We start from the raw sequence: 18,440 nt of genomic DNA on the forward strand, positions 1-18,440 counted from the left end.
CGGCCGATAATCGCAATTGACCGATGCCTACAATTGCTTATACCTTTCGCCTGCCACATGTGGCTTCTTGGAGAGACTGGTCAGGTACCCACCGTAGAAGTCCCAGGCACGGCCTTGCCCACCAGCAAGGCCGTTTTTGCTTCTGCCGGGCTGACAGGCCCCGACAGAAGGTGTAAAACAGCCATTCAACTGCAATCACCCTCGTCTTATATAGACGCTCGACACAATGGCCTGCGCCGCTGTCGTCGGGTTAAACGTGCTTGTGTTGAAATCGGCATCAACTCCAACTTCAGGAAACACTGTGACGAAAGATGAACTGCGCGCTGAACTCGAGCGCCAGGAACAACGTTACAAGGACGTTTATGGCGGAGAAGTCACCACATACGCCGCCCAACCAGACCCCGAACGCAAACCCTGGCGCAAACGTGCCAGCCTGCTGGACCAGGCATTTGCCGTGGAACTGCAAAAGATCGAAAAGGAGCTCAGCCCACAGGAGCCCTGACCCTCAGACAAAGCGCCCGCCCCTGGGCACGGCACCGGCACGAAGACGGTGCCTTGGGCGACCCTTGCGGCGTCGAAGATGAAACCGTTACGTAATCTCACAAATTTAATACGGTCGTTTGAATTATTCAGCCGTGGAAAACATCGGTTTTTTCTTGACCGTTCGCGTTATTTTTTCTGATTTTTGCCGATCTTTCTCGATTACCCTCCCCTCCTGCAGTGCCCTGCCCCCCCGCAAAAGCGCCCCGACCGGTCAGCACCTAGTGCATCGATTACCCAGGATTTCTGGCATAATCGCGCCCCCTTATGACCGGGTCAGAATTCCTTCATGATCGATTTATTCAGCGGACTTGATGCCTGGGTACTGGTGAGCCTGTTGCTCGCCTTGACCTTCGTGCTCGCCTTCGAGTTCATCAATGGCTTTCATGACACCGCCAATGCGGTAGCGACTGTCATCTATACCAAAGCCATGCCGCCGCACCTGGCCGTGTTCTTTTCCGGCGTGTTCAATTTCCTTGGCGTCCTGCTGGGCGGAGTCGGGGTGGCGTATGCCATCGTGCACCTGCTGCCGGTGGAGCTGCTGATCAATGTGAACACCGGGCATGGCCTGGCCATGGTCTTCTCGCTGCTGGCCGCGGCCATCGCGTGGAACCTGGGTACCTGGTACTTCGGCATCCCGGCGTCCAGCTCGCACACCCTGATCGGCTCGATCCTGGGCGTGGGCCTGGCCAACGCGCTGCTCAACGACATTCCACTGGGTGACGGGGTCAACTGGCAGAAGGCAATCGACATCGGCATGTCGCTGGTGCTCTCGCCCATGGCCGGCTTTGCCGTGGCCGCGCTGGTGCTGATCGGCCTGAAGTGGTGGCGCCCGCTGTCGAAGATGCACAAAACGCCTGAACAGCGCCGCAAGCTCGATGACAAGAAGCACCCGCCGTTCTGGAACCGCCTGGTACTGGTCATTTCGGCCATGGCCGTCAGCTTCGTACACGGTTCCAACGATGGTCAGAAAGGTATCGGCCTGATCATGCTGGTGCTGATCGGCATCGTACCGGCGCAGTTCGTGCTGGACCTGAACAGCACTACCTACCAGATCGAACGTACCCGTGACGCGACCCTGCACCTGAGCCAGTTCTACCAGCGCAACAGCGAAACCCTGGGCGAATTCCTGGCACTGGGCAAGGCCAAGGCCGGTGACCTGCCGGAGCAGTTCAGCTGCAATCCGCAACAGACCGAGCCGACCATCACCGCGCTGCAGCAGTCGCTCAACGGCGTGGCGGACTACCATTCGCTGACTGCCGAGAAGCGCGTGGAAGTGCGGCGTTACCTGCTGTGCCTGGATGACACGGCGAAAAAGGTCAGCAAGTTGCCAGGCCTGGAAGCACGTGAAAAGGCCGACCTGGACAAACTGCGTCGTGACCTGACCGCGACCACCGAGTACGCGCCGTTCTGGGTGATCCTGGCGGTGGCCCTGGCCCTGGGCCTGGGGACCATGGTGGGCTGGAAGCGTGTGGTACTGACCATTGGCGAAAAGATCGGCAAGCAGGGCATGACCTATGCCCAGGGCATGTCGGCGCAGATCACCGCAGCCTGCGCGATTGGCGCGGCCAACATCTTCAGCCTGCCGGTGTCGACCACCCACGTGCTGTCGTCGGGTGTGGCCGGGACCATGGTGGCGAACAAGAGCGGCCTGCAAGGCGGCACCGTGCGCACCATTCTGCTGGCCTGGGTGCTGACCCTGCCAGCGACCATCGCCTTGTCGGCGGGGTTGTTCTGGTTGGCGTCCAAAGCCATCGGTTGAAATAACGCAGTACCGCAGAAGGGTCAGCCATTCAGTTGGCTGGCCCTTTTTTCATGGCCCTGCGCAAACGCACTGTCATTTATGCCAGTAGACGATGGGCCACCTGCAGCGCACCCTCCTTTTCACGCCGACAAGGAGAATGCACATGTCGAAGGACGACCCTATCCACGCTTGCGCTGGCGCCATGCACATCGCCCGGGCCCTGCACAGCGCCATGCGTTTGCCCAATGGCGATGTGCTGGTTGCCGGCGGCATCACCAATGGCGGGCTTGCCACCGACAGCGTGGAGCGCTTCAGCCTTGACCAGCGCGAATGGAAGCAACAACCCCCCAAGCAGAAGGCGGCATTCTCGCAACTCACGGTCATTCTGGACGACGGGTCCTTTCTGCTGGTGGGCGGCTCGCAAACCGGAGAAGCCAGCGACCACGTCGAGCGTTTCGACACCATCCGCTCATGCTGGACAACGCTGTGCAGCCTCCAGGTTGCCCGCTTCAGCCACACCGCTACGTCACTGTGGGGCGGCACGAACAAGGTGCTTGTCATCGGCGGCAACCACCTCAAGGGCGACACCGGTAAAGTGCTCGACATCGTCGAGCTGTACGACGTCGCCAGCGACGAGTGGCATCAGCTCGGTGAGCGCAGTCAGGCACGCATGACCCACAGCGCCACGTTGCTCGACTCCGGCAAGGTGCTGATTATCGGCGGCTATGCCCCCGACCAGGCACTGGCCCACTGCGAACTCTTCGACCCGCAGACCGGGCGGTTCGAGCCGACCACGCCACTGCCTGCCCCCCGCATGCAGCATACGGCCACGCTGCTGAACAATGGCCAGGTGATGGTGGCGGGCGGCACCTGCATTCCGTTTGGTGAAAGTGCACTGGAATCGTTTCTGTACGATCCGCTAGCCGATACCTGGCGAAGTGGTCCGCCCATGCAGCGTGGACACCAGGGGCACACCGCCACGCTGCTGCCCGATGGTCGGCTGCTGCTGGCCGGCCATACCAGACTGCCCTACCGCCCCAGCACCGAGCTGTACGACCCACGCAAGGATGCATGGGTGCTGGGCAGCGAGCTGAACGAACCGCGTTTCTCCCACAGCGCCACGCTGCTGCCCGGCGATCAGGGCGTGCTGCTGTGCGCAGGCCAACTGCTCACACCCGACACGGCCTATACACGAAGCTGCGAGCACTGCTGCGGCCCCTTGGCACAACCTGCCGAGCCTGCGCAGGGCACCGGCTCGATGCCTTCGGGCCCGCTTGAGAACTTGCCGGCGAACCGGCAACTCCACTGCCTCGACGCCTTGTCAGCGGCGCTTGCTGCCCCCCAGCAGTGAGCCCATCAAGCCCCGCACCAGTTGCCGTCCGAACTGATTGGCCGCCTGGCGCACCGCCGATTTGATCGCCTGCCCCGCCGCGCTCTGCAAGAACTCCCCGGCCTTGTCGGCCAGGCTTTCCTCGGCCGGCGCCTGCTGCGCCGATGGCACCTGCCCCTTGCGCGCCATCAATATCTCGTACGCCGACTCCCGATCGATCGGCTTGTCATAGCGCCCCTGCAACGGCGACGCCGCAATCAGCGCCGCCCGCTCGGCCTCGCTCAACGGCCCGATGCGCGATTGCGGCGGCGCGATCAGTACCCGCTCGACCATGCCCGGCGTGCCCTTGTCCTGCAGGGTGCCCACCAACGCCTCGCCAATGCCAAGCTCGGTCAGCACCGCCAGGGTGTCGAACGCCGGGTTCGGCCGAAACCCATCGGCCACCGCCCGCAGCGACTTCTGCTCCTTGGCCGTGAACGCACGCAAGCCATGCTGGATGCGCAGGCCGAGCTGGGCGAGCACATCGTCCGGCAGGTCGCCCGGCGACTGAGTCACGAAATACACCCCCACCCCCTTGGAACGAATCAACCGCACCACCTGTTCCAGACGATCCTGCAAGGCCTTGGGCGTGCCGCTGAACAACAGGTGAGCCTCATCGAAAAACAGCGCCAGCAGAGGCTTGTCCGCATCGCCACGCTCGGGCAACTGCTCGAACAGCTCCGCCAGCAACCACAGCAGGAAGGTCGCATACACCTTCGGCGCCTCGTGCACCAGGCGGCTGGCATCGAGCAGGTGGATGCGCCCGCGCCCGTCGGCAGCAGGCTGCAGCAGGTCTGGCAACTGCAACGCCGGCTCACCGAACAGAGCCTCGGCCCCTTGCTGCTCCAGGGTCGCCAGGCGCCGCAACAGGGCCTGGCTGGAACCGCTGGTCATCAGCGCACTGTCTTCGCCGAGCACCTGCGGGTTGTCCTTGAGGTGGCCGAGCAGCGCCTTGAGGTCCTTGATGTCCAGCAGCAACAGGCCCTCGCGATCGGCCACCTTGAACGCCGCATACAGCGCCGCCTGCTGGCTGTCGTTGAGTTCGAGCAGGTTGCCCAGCAGCAACGGGCCCATTTCGCTCAAGGTCGTGCGCAACGGGTGCCCGGACTTGCCGTGCACATCCCACAGGGTCACCGGATACGCCTGCGGCCGATGCTCGAGCCAGGGCATGCCGGCAATCCGCTCGGCCACCTTGCCCTGCGGGCTGCCCACCGCACCCAGGCCGCACAGGTCGCCTTTGACGTCGGCAGCGAACACCGCCACGCCGGCATCGCTGAAGGCCTCGGCCAGGTGCTGCAAGGTCACGGTCTTGCCGGTGCCGGTGGCCCCGGCAACCAGTCCGTGACGGTTGGCCAGGCGCATGGCCTGGCACACCGGCTGCCCCGCCAGGTCCGCACCGAGAATGAACTGCGAAGAGTCAGGCATGTTTTTTCACCCTCTGTTCAAGCTTTAGTAGTACTCGGCCGATACCAAGTGTTGATGTTTCACCCAGAAAGTCAGGAAAAGCCCGACAAGGACATGGGAACTGCACTGCTTTCAAGATGCCTTTGTGCGAATGACCCGGATATAAAGACCTTAGCGGACCCAATACGCCATGAATAAAAGCTTCCGTTTCAGCCATAAGATCTTGCTGGCTGCTTCCCTGATCGTCCTTGTGGCCTTCACCCTCTTTACTCTCTACAACGATTACCTGCAGCGTAATGCGATTCACGAAGATCTGGAAAACTATGTCGGCGAAATGGGCGATGCCGCCTCGACCAACATCAAGAACCTCTTCGAAGGACGCCTGCTGCTGGTAGAGAACCTGGCACAGAACATCGCGGCAGCTCCCGGCAACCTCGATTCGCTGCTGGACCAGAAGGTGCTGGCGTCGAGCTTCATCACGGTGTACATGGGCAAGACCGACGGCGGCTTCACCGTACGCCCGGTGATCCAGATGCCTGACGGCTACGATCCGCGCATCCGCGACTGGTACAAGGACAGCATGGCGGCCAACGGCCCGACCCTGACCGAACCCTACCTGGACATCAGTACCGGCAAGATGGTGATCGGCATGAACGCCACAGTGTCGCGCGAACTGGGCGTGGTCGGTGGCGACATGGAGCTGGACGCCCTGGTCAAGATCATCAACTCCCTGAATTTCGGCGGCATGGGTTACGCGTTTCTGGTGAACGACCAAGGCAAGATCCTGGTGCACCCGGACAAGGACCTGGTGATGAAGTCGCTGTCGGACCTGTACCCGAACAACACCCCGCGCCTGACCAAGGAACTGACCGAGGTCGAGAACAACGGCCAGACCCGTATCCTCAGTTTCGCACCGGTCAAAGGCCTGCCATCGGCCAACTGGCACATCGGTCTCTCGATCGATAAAGAAAAAGCCTACGCGATGCTGAGCAAGTTCCGCACCTCGGCGGTGATCGTCACCGTGATTGCGGTGGCCATCATCATCGCCCTGCTCGGCATGCTCATCCGCGTGCTGCTGCAACCGCTGCACATCATGACCCGCGCCATGGAAGACATCGCCCAGGGCGAAGGCGACCTGACCAAGCGTCTGAGCATCCACAGCAACGACGAGTTCGGCACACTGGGCCGCGCCTTCAACCACTTCGTCGAGCGTATCCACAGCTCGATCCGCGAAGTGTCCTCGGCCACCCAGCAGGTCAACGAAGTGGCACTGCGCGTGGTCAGCGCCTCCAACTCCTCGATGGTCAACTCCGACGAGCAGGCCAACCGCACCAACAGCGTGGCCGCCGCCATCAACGAGCTGGGCGCCGCTGCCCAGGAAATCGCCCATAACGCCGCGCAAGCCTCGCAGCAGGCCAGCTCTGCACGCCACCTGGCCGAAGAGGGCCAGCAGGTGGTAGACCGCAGCATCCAGGCGATGAACCGTCTGTCGGACCTTATCTCCACCTCCAGCTCGCACATCGAGACGCTCAACAGCAAGACCGTGAACATCGGTCAGATTCTCGAAGTGATCACCAGCATCTCGCAACAGACCAACCTGCTGGCCCTCAACGCGGCCATCGAGGCGGCCCGTGCCGGTGAAGCCGGGCGCGGGTTTGCCGTGGTGGCCGATGAAGTGCGCAACCTGGCCCACCGTACCCAGGAGTCGGCACAACAGGTGCAGAGCATGATCGAAGAGCTGCAGGTCGGCGCCCGCGAGTCGGTCGACACCATGAGCCAGAGCCAGCGCCACAGCCAGGACAGCGTCTCGATCGCCAACCAGGCCGGCGAACGCCTGGGCAGCGTCACCCTGCGTATCGGCGAGATCGACGGCATGAACCAGTCGGTGGCCACCGCCACCGAAGAGCAGACCTCGGTGGTCGAGTCGATCAACATGGACATCAACGAAATCAACATGCTCAACCAGGAAGGCGTGGAGAACCTGCAGGCCACCCTGCGTGCCTGTTCCGACCTGGAACAGCAGGCCGGCCGTCTCAAGCACCTGGTCGGTACCTTCCGCATCTGACCGCGCGCGCCCGGCGGCTTGCTCGCCGGGCGCGCAACATGATCGAACAAACTATCCTTCACTGAGGTCCACCCTAGGGCGCGTCATCCACCGCATATCCATGCGCGATGACAACCTGAAGACGGTCTCGGAGGGATGCTGATCGTGCACATCGCTGACATCACCATGTTCTACGCCCCCGCCAGTGGCGGTGTGCGTACCTATCTTGATGCCAAACACCGCCGCCTGGGCCTGAACCCCGGCGTTCGCCACAGCCTGCTGATCCCCGGCGCCAGCGCCAGCCATGCCAATGGCATCTATCAGGTGCCTGCCCCCGCCCTGCCCTTCGGCAACGGCTACCGCTTCCCGCTGCGTCTGGCGCCCTGGCGCAACGTGCTGCATGACCTGCAACCGGACCTGATCGAAGTGGGCGACCCCTACCTCACCGCCTGGGCCGCGCTCGATGCACGGCGCCAGCTCGATGTGCCGGTGATCGGGTTCTATCATTCCGACCTGCCGCTGCTGGTCGGCAACCGCATGGGCCACTGGTTCACGCCCAATGTCGAAGCCTATGTCAGCAAGCTGTACGGCAACTTCGACCGGGTGCTGGCGCCCAGCCAGGTGATGGCTGACAAGCTGCGCGGGCTGGGCATCGGCAATGTGCATGTACAGCGCCTCGGGGTGGACCTGCAGACCTTCCACCCCGATCATCGCGACCCCGGCCTGCGCGCCGAACTGGGGCTGGCCGACACCACGCGCCTGCTGGTGTTCGCCGGGCGCGGCTCCCGGGAGAAGAACCTGCCCGTGCTGCTGGACTGCATGAAACGCCTGGGCAAGCACTATCACCTGCTGCTGGTGGGTTCGCACATGCCCAGCAACGTGCCGGCCAACGTCACCATCATCAACCACTTCTGCCCGGCCACCCAGGTCGCCCGCCTGTTGGCCAGTGCCGATGCGCTGCTGCACGCCGGCGACCAGGAGACCTTCGGGCTGGTGATACTCGAGGCCATGGCCAGCGGCATCCCGGTGGTGGCGGTAGCGGCCGGGGCCTTTACCGAAATCGTCGAACCGGGCTACGGCCGGCTGTGCACGCCCAACGACGGCCAGGCGATGGCCGCCGCCGTGCGCGAGCTGTTCGAGGCCGGTGCACCGCAACTGGGGCAGCAGGCACGCCGGCATGCCGAACAGCACTACGCCTGGGACACGGTGGTCGGCGGCCTGCTCGAACACTATCGGGCCGTGCTGGGCCATCACGAGCAACCGGTGCGCGCCCATGCCTGAACAGAACCAGCACCCCAGCGTGCTGCTGGTGCTGCACGACGTGGCCCCGGAAACCTGGCCCGACTACCAGCCCTTCGTCGAAGCCGTCGACGCCCTGGGCGACATCCCCATGACCCTGCTGGTGGTACCCGACTTCCACCGGCGCAACCCTGTGCAGCAGGCCCCGGCCTTTCGCCAGGTGCTGGAGCGGCGACTGAGCCGGGGCGACGAACTGGCCCTGCATGGCTACTACCATGCCGACGACGGCCCGCCGCCACGTTCGCCGCGCGAGTACTTCATGCGCCGCATCTATACCTGGGAGGGTGAGTTCTACGCCCTGGGCCAGGCCCAGGCGCTGCATCGCCTGAATGCCGGGATCGAGCTGTTCCAGGCCTGCGATTGGCCGCTGACCGGCTTCGTTGCCCCGGCCTGGCTGATGAGCGAAGGCACTCGCCAGGCCCTGCGCGAAACCCCGCTGCACTACACCAGCGACCCGCAGCACCTGTTCCGCCTGCCCGACTTCAGCCGCATCGACGCCCCGGGGCTGGTGTGGAGCGCCCGCAGTGCCTGGCGCCGCGGGCTGTCGAAAGTGCTCAGCGAGGCGCGCCGGGCACGCCTGCAGCAGGCGGCCACGATCCGCCTCGGGCTGCACCCGGTGGACATGCGCCATGCCTATTCGCGCCGCTACTGGCTCGACACCCTGCAGCAACTGCTGCAGCAGGGCCGAACCCCCATGACCAAGATGGCCTGGCTGGCCAGCAGGCCCGGCCCATGACTCGCCTGGGCTGGCTCACGCTGGCCCTGCTGCTGGCGCTGCTGGTACCGACGCTGCTGGGCGGCAGCGACCTGCTGCCGCGCCTGCAGCGGTTCCCGCTGGCGCTGCTGATGGGGTTGTTCGGCATGATCGTGCTGTGCTGGTGTATCAACGCCCTGCGCCTGCGTCTGCTGCTCGGCACCCAGGGGGCGGCGCTGGGGCGGGTGCGCAGCCTGGGGGTGATCATGGCCACCGAGTTCGCCATCTGCTCCACCCCCGGCGGCAGCGGCGGGCCACTGGCGCTGGTGGCCCTGCTGGCCAGGCACCGGGTGCGCCCGGCCCAGAGCAGCGCGGTGTTCGCCATGGACCAGCTCAATGACCTGGTGTTCTTCCTGTGCGCGATGTTTGGGATTGTCATCTACATGCTGTTCCACCGCTTCAGCGCAAGCATGCAGGGCATGCTGCTGGCCAGTGCGCTGATGATGTTCGCCGGCCTGCTGGCGGGGCTAGCGATACTGCGCTGGCGCCGCGGGTTGATGCGTGCGATGGGCCGGCTGCTGCGGCGGTTGAAGGTACGTGACGCCACGTGCCGACGCTGGGCGCGCAAGGTGCTGCACTTCTTTCGCGCGTTTGCCGCCACCTGGCGCCTGCCCAAGCGGGTACTGGCGCTGGTGTTCGGGCTCACCTGCCTGCACTGGGCGCTGCGCTACAGCGTGCTGTACCTGGTGTTGCGCGGGCTGGGGACAGACCTGCAGTGGGTGTCGAGCTTTCTGGTGCAGATGCTCGCCCTGAGTGCCGGCCAGTTCAGCCTGTTGCCCGGCGGGGCTGGCGCGGCGGAGTTGACCTCGGCGACGCTGCTGACGCCCATGGTGGGCAAGTCGACCGCGGCAGCGGCGATTCTGATATGGCGGGTGGTGACGTACTACTTCTATCTGGTGGTGGGCGGCCCGGTGTTCGTCTGCCTGCTGGGCAAGCCGCTGCTGGAGCGGTTGCGCCTGGCACGGCGGTAGACACGCGTTGTGCCCTTCGCCAGCAACGCTGGCGAAAGGCCGGTGCGGTCCTAGAACACCACCGTCTTGTTGCCGTGCACCAGCACGCGGTCTTCCAGGTGATAGCGCAGGCCGCGGGCCAGCACCATCTTCTCGACGTCGCGACCGAAACGCACCATGTCCTCGATGCTGTCGCTGTGGCTCACACGCACCACGTCCTGCTCGATGATCGGGCCGGCATCCAGCTCTTCGGTCACGTAGTGGCAGGTGGCGCCGATCAGCTTCACGCCACGCATCGACGCCTGGTGATACGGCTTGGCCCCCACGAACGACGGCAGGAAGCTGTGGTGAATGTTGATCACCTGCTGGGCGTATTCCTGGCACAGCTGTGGCGGCAGGATCTGCATGTAGCGCGCCAGCACCACCACGTCGGCGGCATGCTCCTTGACCAGGCGCGACACCTCGGCAAATGCCGGCTGCTTGTTCTGCGGGTCGACCGGTACGTGGTAGAACGGAATGCCGTGCCACTCGACCATGCTACGCAGGTCGTTGTGGTTGGAGATCACGCACGGGATATCGCAGTCCAGCTCGTTGCTGTGCCAGCGGTGCAGCAGGTCGGCCAGGCAATGGGACTCGCGGCTGGCCATCAGCACCACGCGTTTCTTCTGGTCGGTGTCGGTAATGCGCCACACCATCGAAAACTCTTCGGCAATCGGCGCGAACGCTTCGCGCAGCGCCTCGATGCCGAAAGGCAGGGTATCGGCACGGATTTCGTGACGCATGAAGAACCAGCCGCTCAGGTCATCGGAATGATGGCTCGCTTCGGTGATCCAGCCGTTATGGGACGCCAGAAAATTACTGACTTTGGCGACGATGCCGACACGGTCGGGGCAAGCGATCACCAGCCGATAGGTGCGCATGAGAGGGGCTCCAGAGTTCGCAAAGGCGCGTATTCTAACGACTGCCCGGAAAAACTGCAGTAGTGATTGCATACCGTGTATCACAACCTCACACCGCAGCCAGCCTGGGCTTGCACCTCGTCAAGGGCACATTAAAGTTATTTAACAATTGAAGCGGATAATTGGGAGTATCTCGTCACAATACCCTTTCAATTATGAAGGTATTCCGCAATGACGGCGGTTTAATGTTTACTTGTATTAAGTGTCTGACTATTATTGCTGCACCGCTGTCCTGCGTCCCTTCCCTCCAAGGAATACCTCATGTCCCTGATCAACGAATACCGCGCTACCGAAGAAGCCATCAAAGAACTGCAAGCCCGCCTGAAGAACCTGTCCGAAGACAACAAGCTGAAAACCGAGCTGGAGTTTGAAGCCAAACTGCGCGAGCTGATGGGCGAGTACTCCAAGTCGCTGCGCGACATTATTGCTCTGCTGGACCCTGAGGCCAAACTGAACAAGGCCCCTCGCGGCCCGGTTAAAACCACCGGCACCAAGCGTGCACGCAAGGTCAAGCAATACAAGAACCCGCACAATGGCGAAGTCATCGAAACCAAAGGTGGCAACCACAAGACACTCAAAGAGTGGAAAGCCAAGTGGGGTGGTGACGTAGTAGAAGGCTGGGCGACCCTGCTCGGTTAATCGCTGGACACTGTAACCCGGTTACAGGTCAGCCCAAAACGCCAGCATGCTGGCGTTTTTTATTGCCTGCAATTACTGCAGGGCAAACCGTTCGCGCAAGTTCATGGCATGGGCTCGCCATTGCGCCAGCAACTCGCGCTGCGTGGCATCGGCATCCAGCCAGGCGCTCTGCAATGCCTGCTCGAAGCCTTCAAGGGTATTCGGAGCGCCCATTGCCGGGTCGCTCAGGCGCTGCTGGCAGAACCCGAGCCAACGCTGGCGCTCCTGCGCATCCAAGGTCTGCGGAAAATTGCGCGCACGGTAGCGAAACAGCAACTCCGGCAATCGTGCATCGTCGAACATCCACTGACCCGTGGCTAATTGCTCTGGCTCCACGGTTCTTACTTGTTCACACAGGCGTCGGTCGCGATCACCGATAAATCCGTCATACAGCTGTTGCTCGGGGTCTTCGCTCGGGGCGAATTCCTGACTGTCATAAATAGCGCTCAACTTGTTCTGCCACACGGCCTGGGCGGCACTCAACTGCTCGGCACGCTGTTGATACAACGTCATATCCAGGCCAAGGCGTTGCTGATCTTCACCGCGCAATACACTCAAGGGCGCGACCACCGGGCAGCGATTGATCTGAATTAATTTCAACGGTACCGGCAATTGTCCCTCGGACATTTCCTCGCGTCGGGTGTACAGACGCTGACGCAACACTTCGGCATCTTCCGTCAGCAATGGGGCGATATCCTGATGCAAGTCGCACACAATCAGCGCATTGCGATTGCGTGGATGCCAGGCCAGGGGCAGCACCACGCCAAGATAATTACGTGCCGCAGAAAAGCGTCCGGAAATATGCACAAGCGGTTGCAACAAACGCACTTGATCGAGGACTTTCTGCTTGCTGCGCAACTGGAACAACCATGCATAAAGCCTGGGTTGCTTCTCGCGAATCAAGCGCGCCATTGCCAACGTGGCACGCACATCCGCAAGCGCCTCGTGCGCCTGCCCGTGATCGATGCCATTGGCCGCCGTCAGCAGCTCCAGCTTCAGGCTCACCTGGCCGTCGCGCTGCGGCCACTGGATGCCATCGGGGCGCAAGGCGTAGGCAGTGCGCACCACATCGATAAGGTCCCAGCGGCTGTTGCCGCCCTGCCACTCGCGGGCATAGGGGTCGAAAAAGTTGCGATACAGGCTGTAACGCGTCACTTCGTCGTCGAAACGCAGCGAGTTGTAGCCAGCCCCGCAAGTACCCGGGCGCGCCAGCTCGGCGTGCACCCGGGTCATGAACTCGGCTTCGCACAGGCCCTGGGTGGCCAGCTGCGCCGGGGTAATGCCGGTTATCAGGCACGCCGCAGGGTGCGGCAGAATATCGTCGGCGGGTTGGCAGAAGAGGTTGACCGGCGGCTCGATCTCGTTGAGGTCCAGATCGGTGCGCACCCCTGCCACCTGCAGGGGCCGGTCGCTGCGCGGGTTGATACCGGTGGTTTCATAGTCGTGCCAGAAAATGCTGGAGCTCACGGCGTCGTCCTGAACAGAAAATCTGCCGGGAGTCTACCTCAGGCCGACGCACTCAACGGGTGGAAGCTGAAATAGTTGCGCAGCGACGACACCAGCTCGTCGTATTCGCGAGGAGCCTGCAGCAGCATGAAGCCGGAATCGTAGTGCCCCGGGTTCTCGTCTTCGTGGCACCACAGGCAGCTGGCGGTGAGGTTGATCACGTGCAGCGCACCGGCGCGCCCGGGCACCTTGAGCTGCAGTTCGAAATCGGGGCCCACCAGCAGTGGCAGGTCGCTGATCAGCATCAGGCCGTCTTCGGACACATTGCCCAGATAACCGATGGGCAACCCGGTAAACCGGTTGAAGACCTTGAGGTAATACGGGAGCAGGTGACGCTCGATTCGACGTTCGGTAAACATGATAGGAGTCGCTGTCGAAGACCCTTGAGCAGGGTCGCGCTGGATCGTTCTGGTGTACCGCATGTACCTCACAAGCCTAGCGCAACCTGACTGCCCCGTCACATTCGGACCCGCGCACTTTAGTATTAACGTCAGTATCGACGTCGTTGCGCGGCCATCAACGCCAGGGGGTGCTGCTGGCCGGACGGGCGATGGCCGGCTCGCCATTGGGGCGATAGTGGCCAAGCTGCTCGAGGGTCTGCAGGCGGGCGCGGGCACGGTAGGCGTACTCGTTGCGCGGGTACTGGGTGATGATGTACTGGTAGGTCTGCGCCGCATCCACATAGAGCTTCTGGCGCTCCAGGCACTGACCGCGCAGCATCGACGCCTCGGGGTGGATGAACGGGCGCGCACGGCTGGTGCGGTCGACCTGCGACAGCTCGAGCATGACCTGCTCGCAGTTGCCGCGATCATAGGCGCGGTAGGCATTGTTCAGGTGATGGTCCATCGACCAGCGGGTGCAACCGACGACACTGGTCGCCAGGGCTAAAACGATCAAGGCTCGCATGGGGGGTCTCCTCTACTGAGCAGTGTATCGGCGCTTTCCTTGAAAGCTATAGGAGGAACAGCGGCAAGCGGACTGCATTGCGCTTGCCGCTTGCCACTCGTTCAACCGCCCCTCCTCCTCCCACCAAGGTAGTGCAAAGGAACAATGACTACAGCGATTTTCCGGAGTAGCCTTTCGCTGCGCTTCACTACAGGAGTCTGTGCATGACCATCCGCCGCACCAAAATTGTCGCCACCCTTGGCCCCGCCAGCAACTCGCCGGAAGTTATCGAGCAACTGATCCTTGCGGGTCTGGACGTCGCTCGCTTGAACTTCTCGCACGGCACCCCGGACGAGCACAAGGCTCGCGCCCGCATGATCCGTGACATCGCTGCCAAGCATGGCCGCCACGTCGCGCTGCTGGGCGACCTGCAAGGGCCGAAGATCCGCATTGCCAAGTTTGCCAACAAGCGAATCGAACTCAAGGTCGGCGACCGCTTCACCTTCTCCACGGCTCACCCGCTCACCGAAGGCACCCAGGATATCGTCGGCATCGACTACCCGGACCTGGTCAAGGACTGCGGCGTGGGTGACGAACTGCTGCTCGACGACGGCCGCGTGGTCATGCGCGTCGAAACCGCCAGCGCCGACGCCCTGCACTGCGTGGTGCTGATCGGCGGCCCGCTGTCGGACCACAAGGGCATCAACCGTCGCGGCGGCGGCCTGACCGCCCCGGCCCTGACCGAGAAAGACAAGGCCGACATCAAGCTGGCGGCCGAGATGGACCTGGACTACCTGGCCGTGTCGTTCCCGCGTGATGCCAGCGACATGGAATACGCCCGCCGCCTGCGTGACGAGTCCGGTGGTACGGCCTGGCTGGTGGCCAAGATCGAACGTGCCGAAGCCGTGGCCGACGACGAGACCCTCGACGGCCTGATTCGCGCCAGTGATGCAGTGATGGTGGCCCGTGGTGACCTGGGTGTGGAAATCGGCGACGCCGAGCTGGTGGGCATCCAGAAGAAGATCATTCTGCATGCACGCCGCCACAACAAGGCGGTGATCACCGCGACCCAGATGATGGAGTCGATGATCCAGAACCCGATGCCGACCCGTGCCGAAGTGTCCGACGTGGCCAACGCCGTGCTCGACTACACCGACGCGGTAATGCTGTCGGCCGAGAGTGCTGCCGGTGCCTACCCGCTCGAGGCGGTACAGGCCATGGCGCGGATCTGCCTGGGCGCCGAGAAGCACCCTACCAGCAAGACCTCCAGCCACCGCATGGGCACGCAGTTCAGCCGTTGCGACGAGAGCATCGCGCTGGCGGCCATGTACACCGCCAACCACTTCCCGGGTGTGAAGGCGATCATTGCCTTGACCGAGAGTGGCTACACCCCGCTGATCATGTCGCGTATTCGTTCGTCGATCCCGATCTTCGCCTTCTCGCCGCACCGCGAAACCCAGGCGCGGGTTGCGATGTTCCGTGGCGTGTACACCGTACCGTTCGACCCTGCGGCGCTGGCGCCGGAGCAAGTCAGCCAGGCGGCGGTGGACGAGCTGCTCAAGCGTGGCGTGGTCGAGCAAGGTGACTGGGTCATCCTGACCAAGGGTGACAGCTACCACACCATCGGTGGCACCAATGGCATGAAGATTCTGCATGTCGGTGATCCGTTGGTCTGAAGCTGACCGGTTGTCACTAGAGCCCCGCCTTGATGGCGGGGCTTTTTTATGGGTGCGATACGCCAGTGCCGGTGATCTTGAGCTGGCTTTGATCTGCCGGCCCTTCAGAAGGCCGAGTGGAGTCGCCATCCAGGCTGGATAATCTCTCAACTCTGGATCAGTGGTTCCAATGACAGCGAGCATATCCAACATGAATACAGACGCCGAGGGCCCCTTCCGCTCTTACAGCGGCTTACTTTTTTCTTGGAAAAAGTAAGCAAAACCGCTCCGTCCATCATCAGGCCCTACGCTTCGCTACGGGTCCCCTCCCTCCGGCGCCGCTCCGGGGGCACGCGACCCGAGTTGCAAGCAACTCTAACAGTCGCTCGCTTCGGCTAACGCCGAAGGGGCTTCGCCCCGCCCCCCTGCACGACACCTCCACTCGGCCTTCTGGGGGACGGAAGATCAAAATCAAAAGCAGATCAAGATCAAGAGCCAGAGCCAGAGCCAGAGCCAAGGCCAGCGCAAACGCCGCAGGAGCCTGCAGTACCTCCTTATGGGAACAGGAGCTCAGGCATGCCCCACGAATACATCCGCAAACAGCTGATTACGCGGCAACCCCGCCAGAAACATCCCACGCGCAAACCGCTCCACACTCGACGCAGAGCCACAAGCCAGCGCAATCGTCTGACGCGATGCCAGACGCATCGGCCCCAACGCCCCCGGCGTCAGCAACTGCACCTCCACCTGCGGGTACCGCCGCGCCAGTTCATCCAGCTCCCGCTGCAGGTAATGCCCACCCGCCTCGCTCGCCACATGCACCACCCTGATCGCCCCCTGATGCTCCTGACGCAGCGCCTCGCGCACAATCCCCCACAGTGGCGCCAGCCCGGAACCCGCCGCCAGCAGCCACAACGGCCGGGCCTGCCAGTCCGGATCGTAATGCAGCGCGCCACCGCGCAACTCCCCCAGGCGCACCAGGTCGCCCACCTGCAACCCCCGCGCCGCGCTGCAGAACGCCCCGGCATGCCGGCAATCCAGGTGAAATTCGAGCCATTCATCCTCGCCCGGCACGCTGGCCAGCGAATACGGTCGCGCAACACCTTGCACGCTCCACAGCACCAGATGCTGCCCCGCCTGATACCGCAACGGCCTGTCCGGTTGCAGGCGCAGCCGCAGCACCTGCGCGCCCAGCCAGTCCAGCGCGACGACCCGCGCCGGCGCCCCATCGCGCACCGGGTCGAACACCGCTACCTGCAGGTCACTCTCGACCCGACACTGGCAGGCCAGCCGCCAGCCCTCCAGGCGCTTGCCTTCACTCAGCGCATCGGGCCTGGCATCACCCGGCACACCCGCCAGACAACGCACCAGGCAAGCATGGCAGCTCCCCGCCCGGCAGCTGTAGGGCACGCCCACGCCAGCCTCGTTCAGCGCATCCAGCAGGTTGCTGCCCTCGGCCACCTGCCAACTGCGCTCACCTACGCACAACTCAGGCATCCACCACCTCCCAGGCCGGCACACAGCGATTTCGGCCGCTGCGCTTGGCGCGGTACAGCGCCTGGTCGGCACGGTGCAATGCATTGTCCAGGTCATCCTCGGCTGTCAGCAGGGTCATGCCGACCGACAGGCTCAAGGGCCCCACCTGCCCCTGCATCGCCGCCGAGGGCAACGCACCAAAGGCCTGACGCAGACGCTCGCAGCAATGTTCCAGGGCCTGGGCCGTGCAATCGGGCAACAACAGCACGAACTCCTCGCCGCCATAGCGGGCCAGCACCGCAGCGTCGCACAGGTGCTCGCTGGCAACCTGGGCAAAAGCCTGCAGTACCCGGTCGCCGACCGCATGCCCGTGGGCGTCGTTGATGCGCTTGAAATGGTCCAGGTCGATCAGCGCCAGGCCATGCCGGCTCCCCATGGGCATGCTGGCCAGGGCATCGCTGGCCAGGCGCAGAAAATGCCGGCGGTTGAACAGGCCGGTCAACTCGTCGGTGGCCACCAGTTCCTCCAGTTGCCCCATCATGCCGCGCAGGGTGTCCTGGTGCGCCTGCAGGGCGATGCGGCGCTGGCGCATGCGCTGGCGCGAGGCCTGCACGTAGCGGGCATACAGGCACAACCAGCACAGCACCACGAACAGCGTGCATACCTGCAACGCCGCCAGCGCCGGGTCCGACAGGCGCCCGTTGCCCCACTCCCACAGGTTCAGGCCGAGAAAGCTGCACAGCACCACCAGCGCGCAGCGGGTGAACGAACGGCCGTTGAGGTGGAACAGGCCGAACATCAGGATCAACGGGTACAGCACCAGGAAGGTGCCACGGGCCTGGTCCAGGTTGGCCAGCAGCCAGGTTTGCCAGGCCGCTGCCAGCAGCACCTGGAACTCCGTGAGACTGGGGTCGCGCCAGCGCAGGTTGACGCCACTGGCAAACACCCAGCCCAGCCACGCCAGGTTGAGCACCAGCAGCACACTGCTCGCGCCGATGACCGGCACCGGCGCCTGCACATGCCCGCCCAGCACGGCGACCCAGGCCAGCAGCAGCACCAGCAGGTAACTGCCGGCAGCCAGCAGGAAACGCTTGAGAAGAAGCTTTTGCAGAGCGGTTTCGGTCACGGGTGACTCACCAGGCAGCCGAGCGGCAGCGGTTGTGACGGGGGGCAGTCG

16 protein-coding genes and 1 pseudogene are annotated in these 18,440 nt (G+C 63.4%); 10 read left to right on the forward strand and 7 right to left on the reverse strand.

Annotation, left to right across the window (positions count from 1 at the left end; all coding sequences use genetic code 11):
* The first annotated feature begins 301 nt into the window (after positions 1-301).
* The 3 genes from KH389_RS21660 to KH389_RS21670 all read left to right on the forward strand — a co-directional run bounded on the left by KH389_RS21660 (position 302) and on the right by KH389_RS21670 (position 3,635).
* Positions 302-502 carry a hypothetical protein gene (locus KH389_RS21660; RefSeq protein WP_043860747.1) on the forward strand — a complete coding sequence of 67 codons (201 nt, stop codon included), beginning with the start codon at positions 302-304 and terminating at the stop codon, positions 500-502.
* Positions 503-829: 327 nt separating this feature from the next.
* Positions 830-2,302, forward strand: coding sequence for an inorganic phosphate transporter (locus KH389_RS21665; protein WP_043862134.1), 1,473 nt, complete (start codon positions 830-832; stop codon positions 2,300-2,302).
* A gap of 145 nt (positions 2,303-2,447) precedes the next feature.
* Entirely contained in the window at positions 2,448-3,635 is a 1,188-nt protein-coding gene (locus tag KH389_RS21670; protein ID WP_213606230.1) for a Kelch repeat-containing protein, read from the forward strand.
* On the opposite strand, the gene KH389_RS21675 is transcribed toward KH389_RS21670, so the two are convergent.
* Positions 3,606-5,078, reverse strand: coding sequence for a helicase HerA-like domain-containing protein (locus KH389_RS21675; protein WP_058540901.1), 1,473 nt, complete (start codon positions 5,076-5,078; stop codon positions 3,606-3,608). The genes KH389_RS21670 and KH389_RS21675 overlap by 30 nt on opposite strands.
* A gap of 313 nt (positions 5,079-5,391) precedes the next feature.
* Here KH389_RS21675 and KH389_RS27875 point away from each other — a divergent pair.
* The 5 genes and pseudogenes from KH389_RS27875 to KH389_RS21695 form a co-directional block, all read left to right on the forward strand.
* Positions 5,392-6,216, forward strand: a pseudogene (locus KH389_RS27875) (PDC sensor domain-containing protein); the annotation flags it as partial.
* A gap of 141 nt (positions 6,217-6,357) precedes the next feature.
* On the forward strand, positions 6,358-7,122 hold the full coding sequence (locus tag KH389_RS27880) for a methyl-accepting chemotaxis protein (protein WP_370409115.1): 765 nt from the start codon (positions 6,358-6,360) through the stop codon (positions 7,120-7,122).
* A 135-nt stretch (positions 7,123-7,257) separates the two neighbouring features.
* Complete coding sequence (locus tag KH389_RS21685; RefSeq protein WP_054914809.1) at positions 7,258-8,382, forward strand: N-acetylglucosaminyl phosphatidylglycerol synthase; 1,125 nt, start codon at positions 7,258-7,260, stop codon at positions 8,380-8,382.
* Positions 8,375-9,136, forward strand: coding sequence for an N-acetylglucosaminyl phosphatidylglycerol deacetylase (locus tag KH389_RS21690; protein WP_213606232.1), 762 nt, complete (start codon positions 8,375-8,377; stop codon positions 9,134-9,136). Before KH389_RS21685 ends, KH389_RS21690 begins: the two co-directional genes overlap by 8 nt.
* Complete coding sequence (locus KH389_RS21695) at positions 9,133-10,125, forward strand: glucosaminyl phosphatidylglycerol flippase (RefSeq protein WP_123752836.1); 993 nt, start codon at positions 9,133-9,135, stop codon at positions 10,123-10,125. The genes KH389_RS21690 and KH389_RS21695 overlap by 4 nt, the downstream gene beginning before the upstream one ends.
* A 50-nt stretch (positions 10,126-10,175) precedes the next feature.
* On the opposite strand, the gene purU is transcribed toward KH389_RS21695, so the two are convergent.
* Complete coding sequence (purU, locus tag KH389_RS21700; RefSeq protein ID WP_043862127.1) at positions 10,176-11,024, reverse strand: formyltetrahydrofolate deformylase; 849 nt, start codon at positions 11,022-11,024, stop codon at positions 10,176-10,178.
* Between the two features lie 300 nt (positions 11,025-11,324).
* Here purU and mvaT point away from each other — a divergent pair, with 300 nt between their 5' ends.
* A complete protein-coding gene (gene mvaT / locus KH389_RS21705) occupies positions 11,325-11,702 on the forward strand; it encodes a histone-like nucleoid-structuring protein MvaT (protein ID WP_043862126.1) in 378 nt (125 codons plus the stop codon).
* A gap of 72 nt (positions 11,703-11,774) precedes the next feature.
* On the opposite strand, the gene sbcB is transcribed toward mvaT, so the two are convergent.
* From sbcB to KH389_RS21720, 3 genes are all read right to left on the reverse strand, one after another.
* Complete coding sequence (sbcB, locus tag KH389_RS21710) at positions 11,775-13,208, reverse strand: exodeoxyribonuclease I (protein ID WP_043862125.1); 1,434 nt, start codon at positions 13,206-13,208, stop codon at positions 11,775-11,777.
* A gap of 38 nt (positions 13,209-13,246) precedes the next feature.
* Positions 13,247-13,606 carry a PilZ domain-containing protein gene (locus KH389_RS21715; RefSeq protein WP_043862124.1) on the reverse strand — a complete coding sequence of 120 codons (360 nt, stop codon included), beginning with the start codon at positions 13,604-13,606 and terminating at the stop codon, positions 13,247-13,249.
* Positions 13,607-13,763: 157 nt separating this feature from the next.
* Entirely contained in the window at positions 13,764-14,153 is a 390-nt protein-coding gene (locus KH389_RS21720) for a tetratricopeptide repeat protein (protein WP_043862123.1), read from the reverse strand.
* A gap of 203 nt (positions 14,154-14,356) precedes the next feature.
* On the opposite strand from KH389_RS21720, the gene pyk reads away from it, so the two are divergent.
* Positions 14,357-15,808 carry a pyruvate kinase gene (gene pyk / locus KH389_RS21725; protein WP_043862122.1) on the forward strand — a complete coding sequence of 484 codons (1,452 nt, stop codon included), beginning with the start codon at positions 14,357-14,359 and terminating at the stop codon, positions 15,806-15,808.
* A gap of 549 nt (positions 15,809-16,357) precedes the next feature.
* Here the strand turns inward: pyk and KH389_RS21730 are convergent.
* Both KH389_RS21730 and KH389_RS21735 read right to left on the reverse strand, forming a co-directional pair.
* Entirely contained in the window at positions 16,358-17,284 is a 927-nt protein-coding gene (locus KH389_RS21730) for an iron-sulfur-binding ferredoxin reductase (RefSeq protein WP_213606234.1), read from the reverse strand.
* On the reverse strand, positions 17,277-18,389 hold the full coding sequence (locus KH389_RS21735) for a GGDEF domain-containing protein (RefSeq protein WP_054914813.1): 1,113 nt from the start codon (positions 18,387-18,389) through the stop codon (positions 17,277-17,279). The genes KH389_RS21730 and KH389_RS21735 overlap by 8 nt, the downstream gene beginning before the upstream one ends.
* Positions 18,390-18,440 lie beyond the last annotated feature (51 nt).

This window comes from Pseudomonas qingdaonensis, assembly GCF_018398475.1.
Classification (GTDB): Bacteria; Pseudomonadota; Gammaproteobacteria; order Pseudomonadales; family Pseudomonadaceae; genus Aquipseudomonas; species Aquipseudomonas palmensis.

What these genes read in the sequence shown, in the direction of transcription:
- KH389_RS21715 (WP_043862124.1), bottom strand. Translation starts at nt 13,606, where the DNA reads ATGTTTACCGAACGTCGAATCGAGCGTCACCTGCTCCCGTATTACCTC.
- pyk (WP_043862122.1), top strand. Translation starts at nt 14,357, where the DNA reads ATGACCATCCGCCGCACCAAAATTGTCGCCACCCTTGGCCCCGCCAGC.
- purU (WP_043862127.1), bottom strand. Translation starts at nt 11,024, where the DNA reads ATGCGCACCTATCGGCTGGTGATCGCTTGCCCCGACCGTGTCGGCATC.
- mvaT (WP_043862126.1), top strand. Translation starts at nt 11,325, where the DNA reads ATGTCCCTGATCAACGAATACCGCGCTACCGAAGAAGCCATCAAAGAA.
- KH389_RS21670 (WP_213606230.1), top strand. Translation starts at nt 2,448, where the DNA reads ATGTCGAAGGACGACCCTATCCACGCTTGCGCTGGCGCCATGCACATC.
- KH389_RS27880 (WP_370409115.1), top strand. Translation starts at nt 6,358, where the DNA reads ATGGTCAACTCCGACGAGCAGGCCAACCGCACCAACAGCGTGGCCGCC.
- KH389_RS21665 (WP_043862134.1), top strand. Translation starts at nt 830, where the DNA reads ATGATCGATTTATTCAGCGGACTTGATGCCTGGGTACTGGTGAGCCTG.
- KH389_RS21690 (WP_213606232.1), top strand. Translation starts at nt 8,375, where the DNA reads ATGCCTGAACAGAACCAGCACCCCAGCGTGCTGCTGGTGCTGCACGAC.
- KH389_RS21720 (WP_043862123.1), bottom strand. Translation starts at nt 14,153, where the DNA reads ATGCGAGCCTTGATCGTTTTAGCCCTGGCGACCAGTGTCGTCGGTTGC.
- KH389_RS21675 (WP_058540901.1), bottom strand. Translation starts at nt 5,078, where the DNA reads ATGCCTGACTCTTCGCAGTTCATTCTCGGTGCGGACCTGGCGGGGCAG.
- KH389_RS21730 (WP_213606234.1), bottom strand. Translation starts at nt 17,284, where the DNA reads ATGCCTGAGTTGTGCGTAGGTGAGCGCAGTTGGCAGGTGGCCGAGGGC.
- KH389_RS21695 (WP_123752836.1), top strand. Translation starts at nt 9,133, where the DNA reads ATGACTCGCCTGGGCTGGCTCACGCTGGCCCTGCTGCTGGCGCTGCTG.
- KH389_RS21685 (WP_054914809.1), top strand. Translation starts at nt 7,258, where the DNA reads ATGCTGATCGTGCACATCGCTGACATCACCATGTTCTACGCCCCCGCC.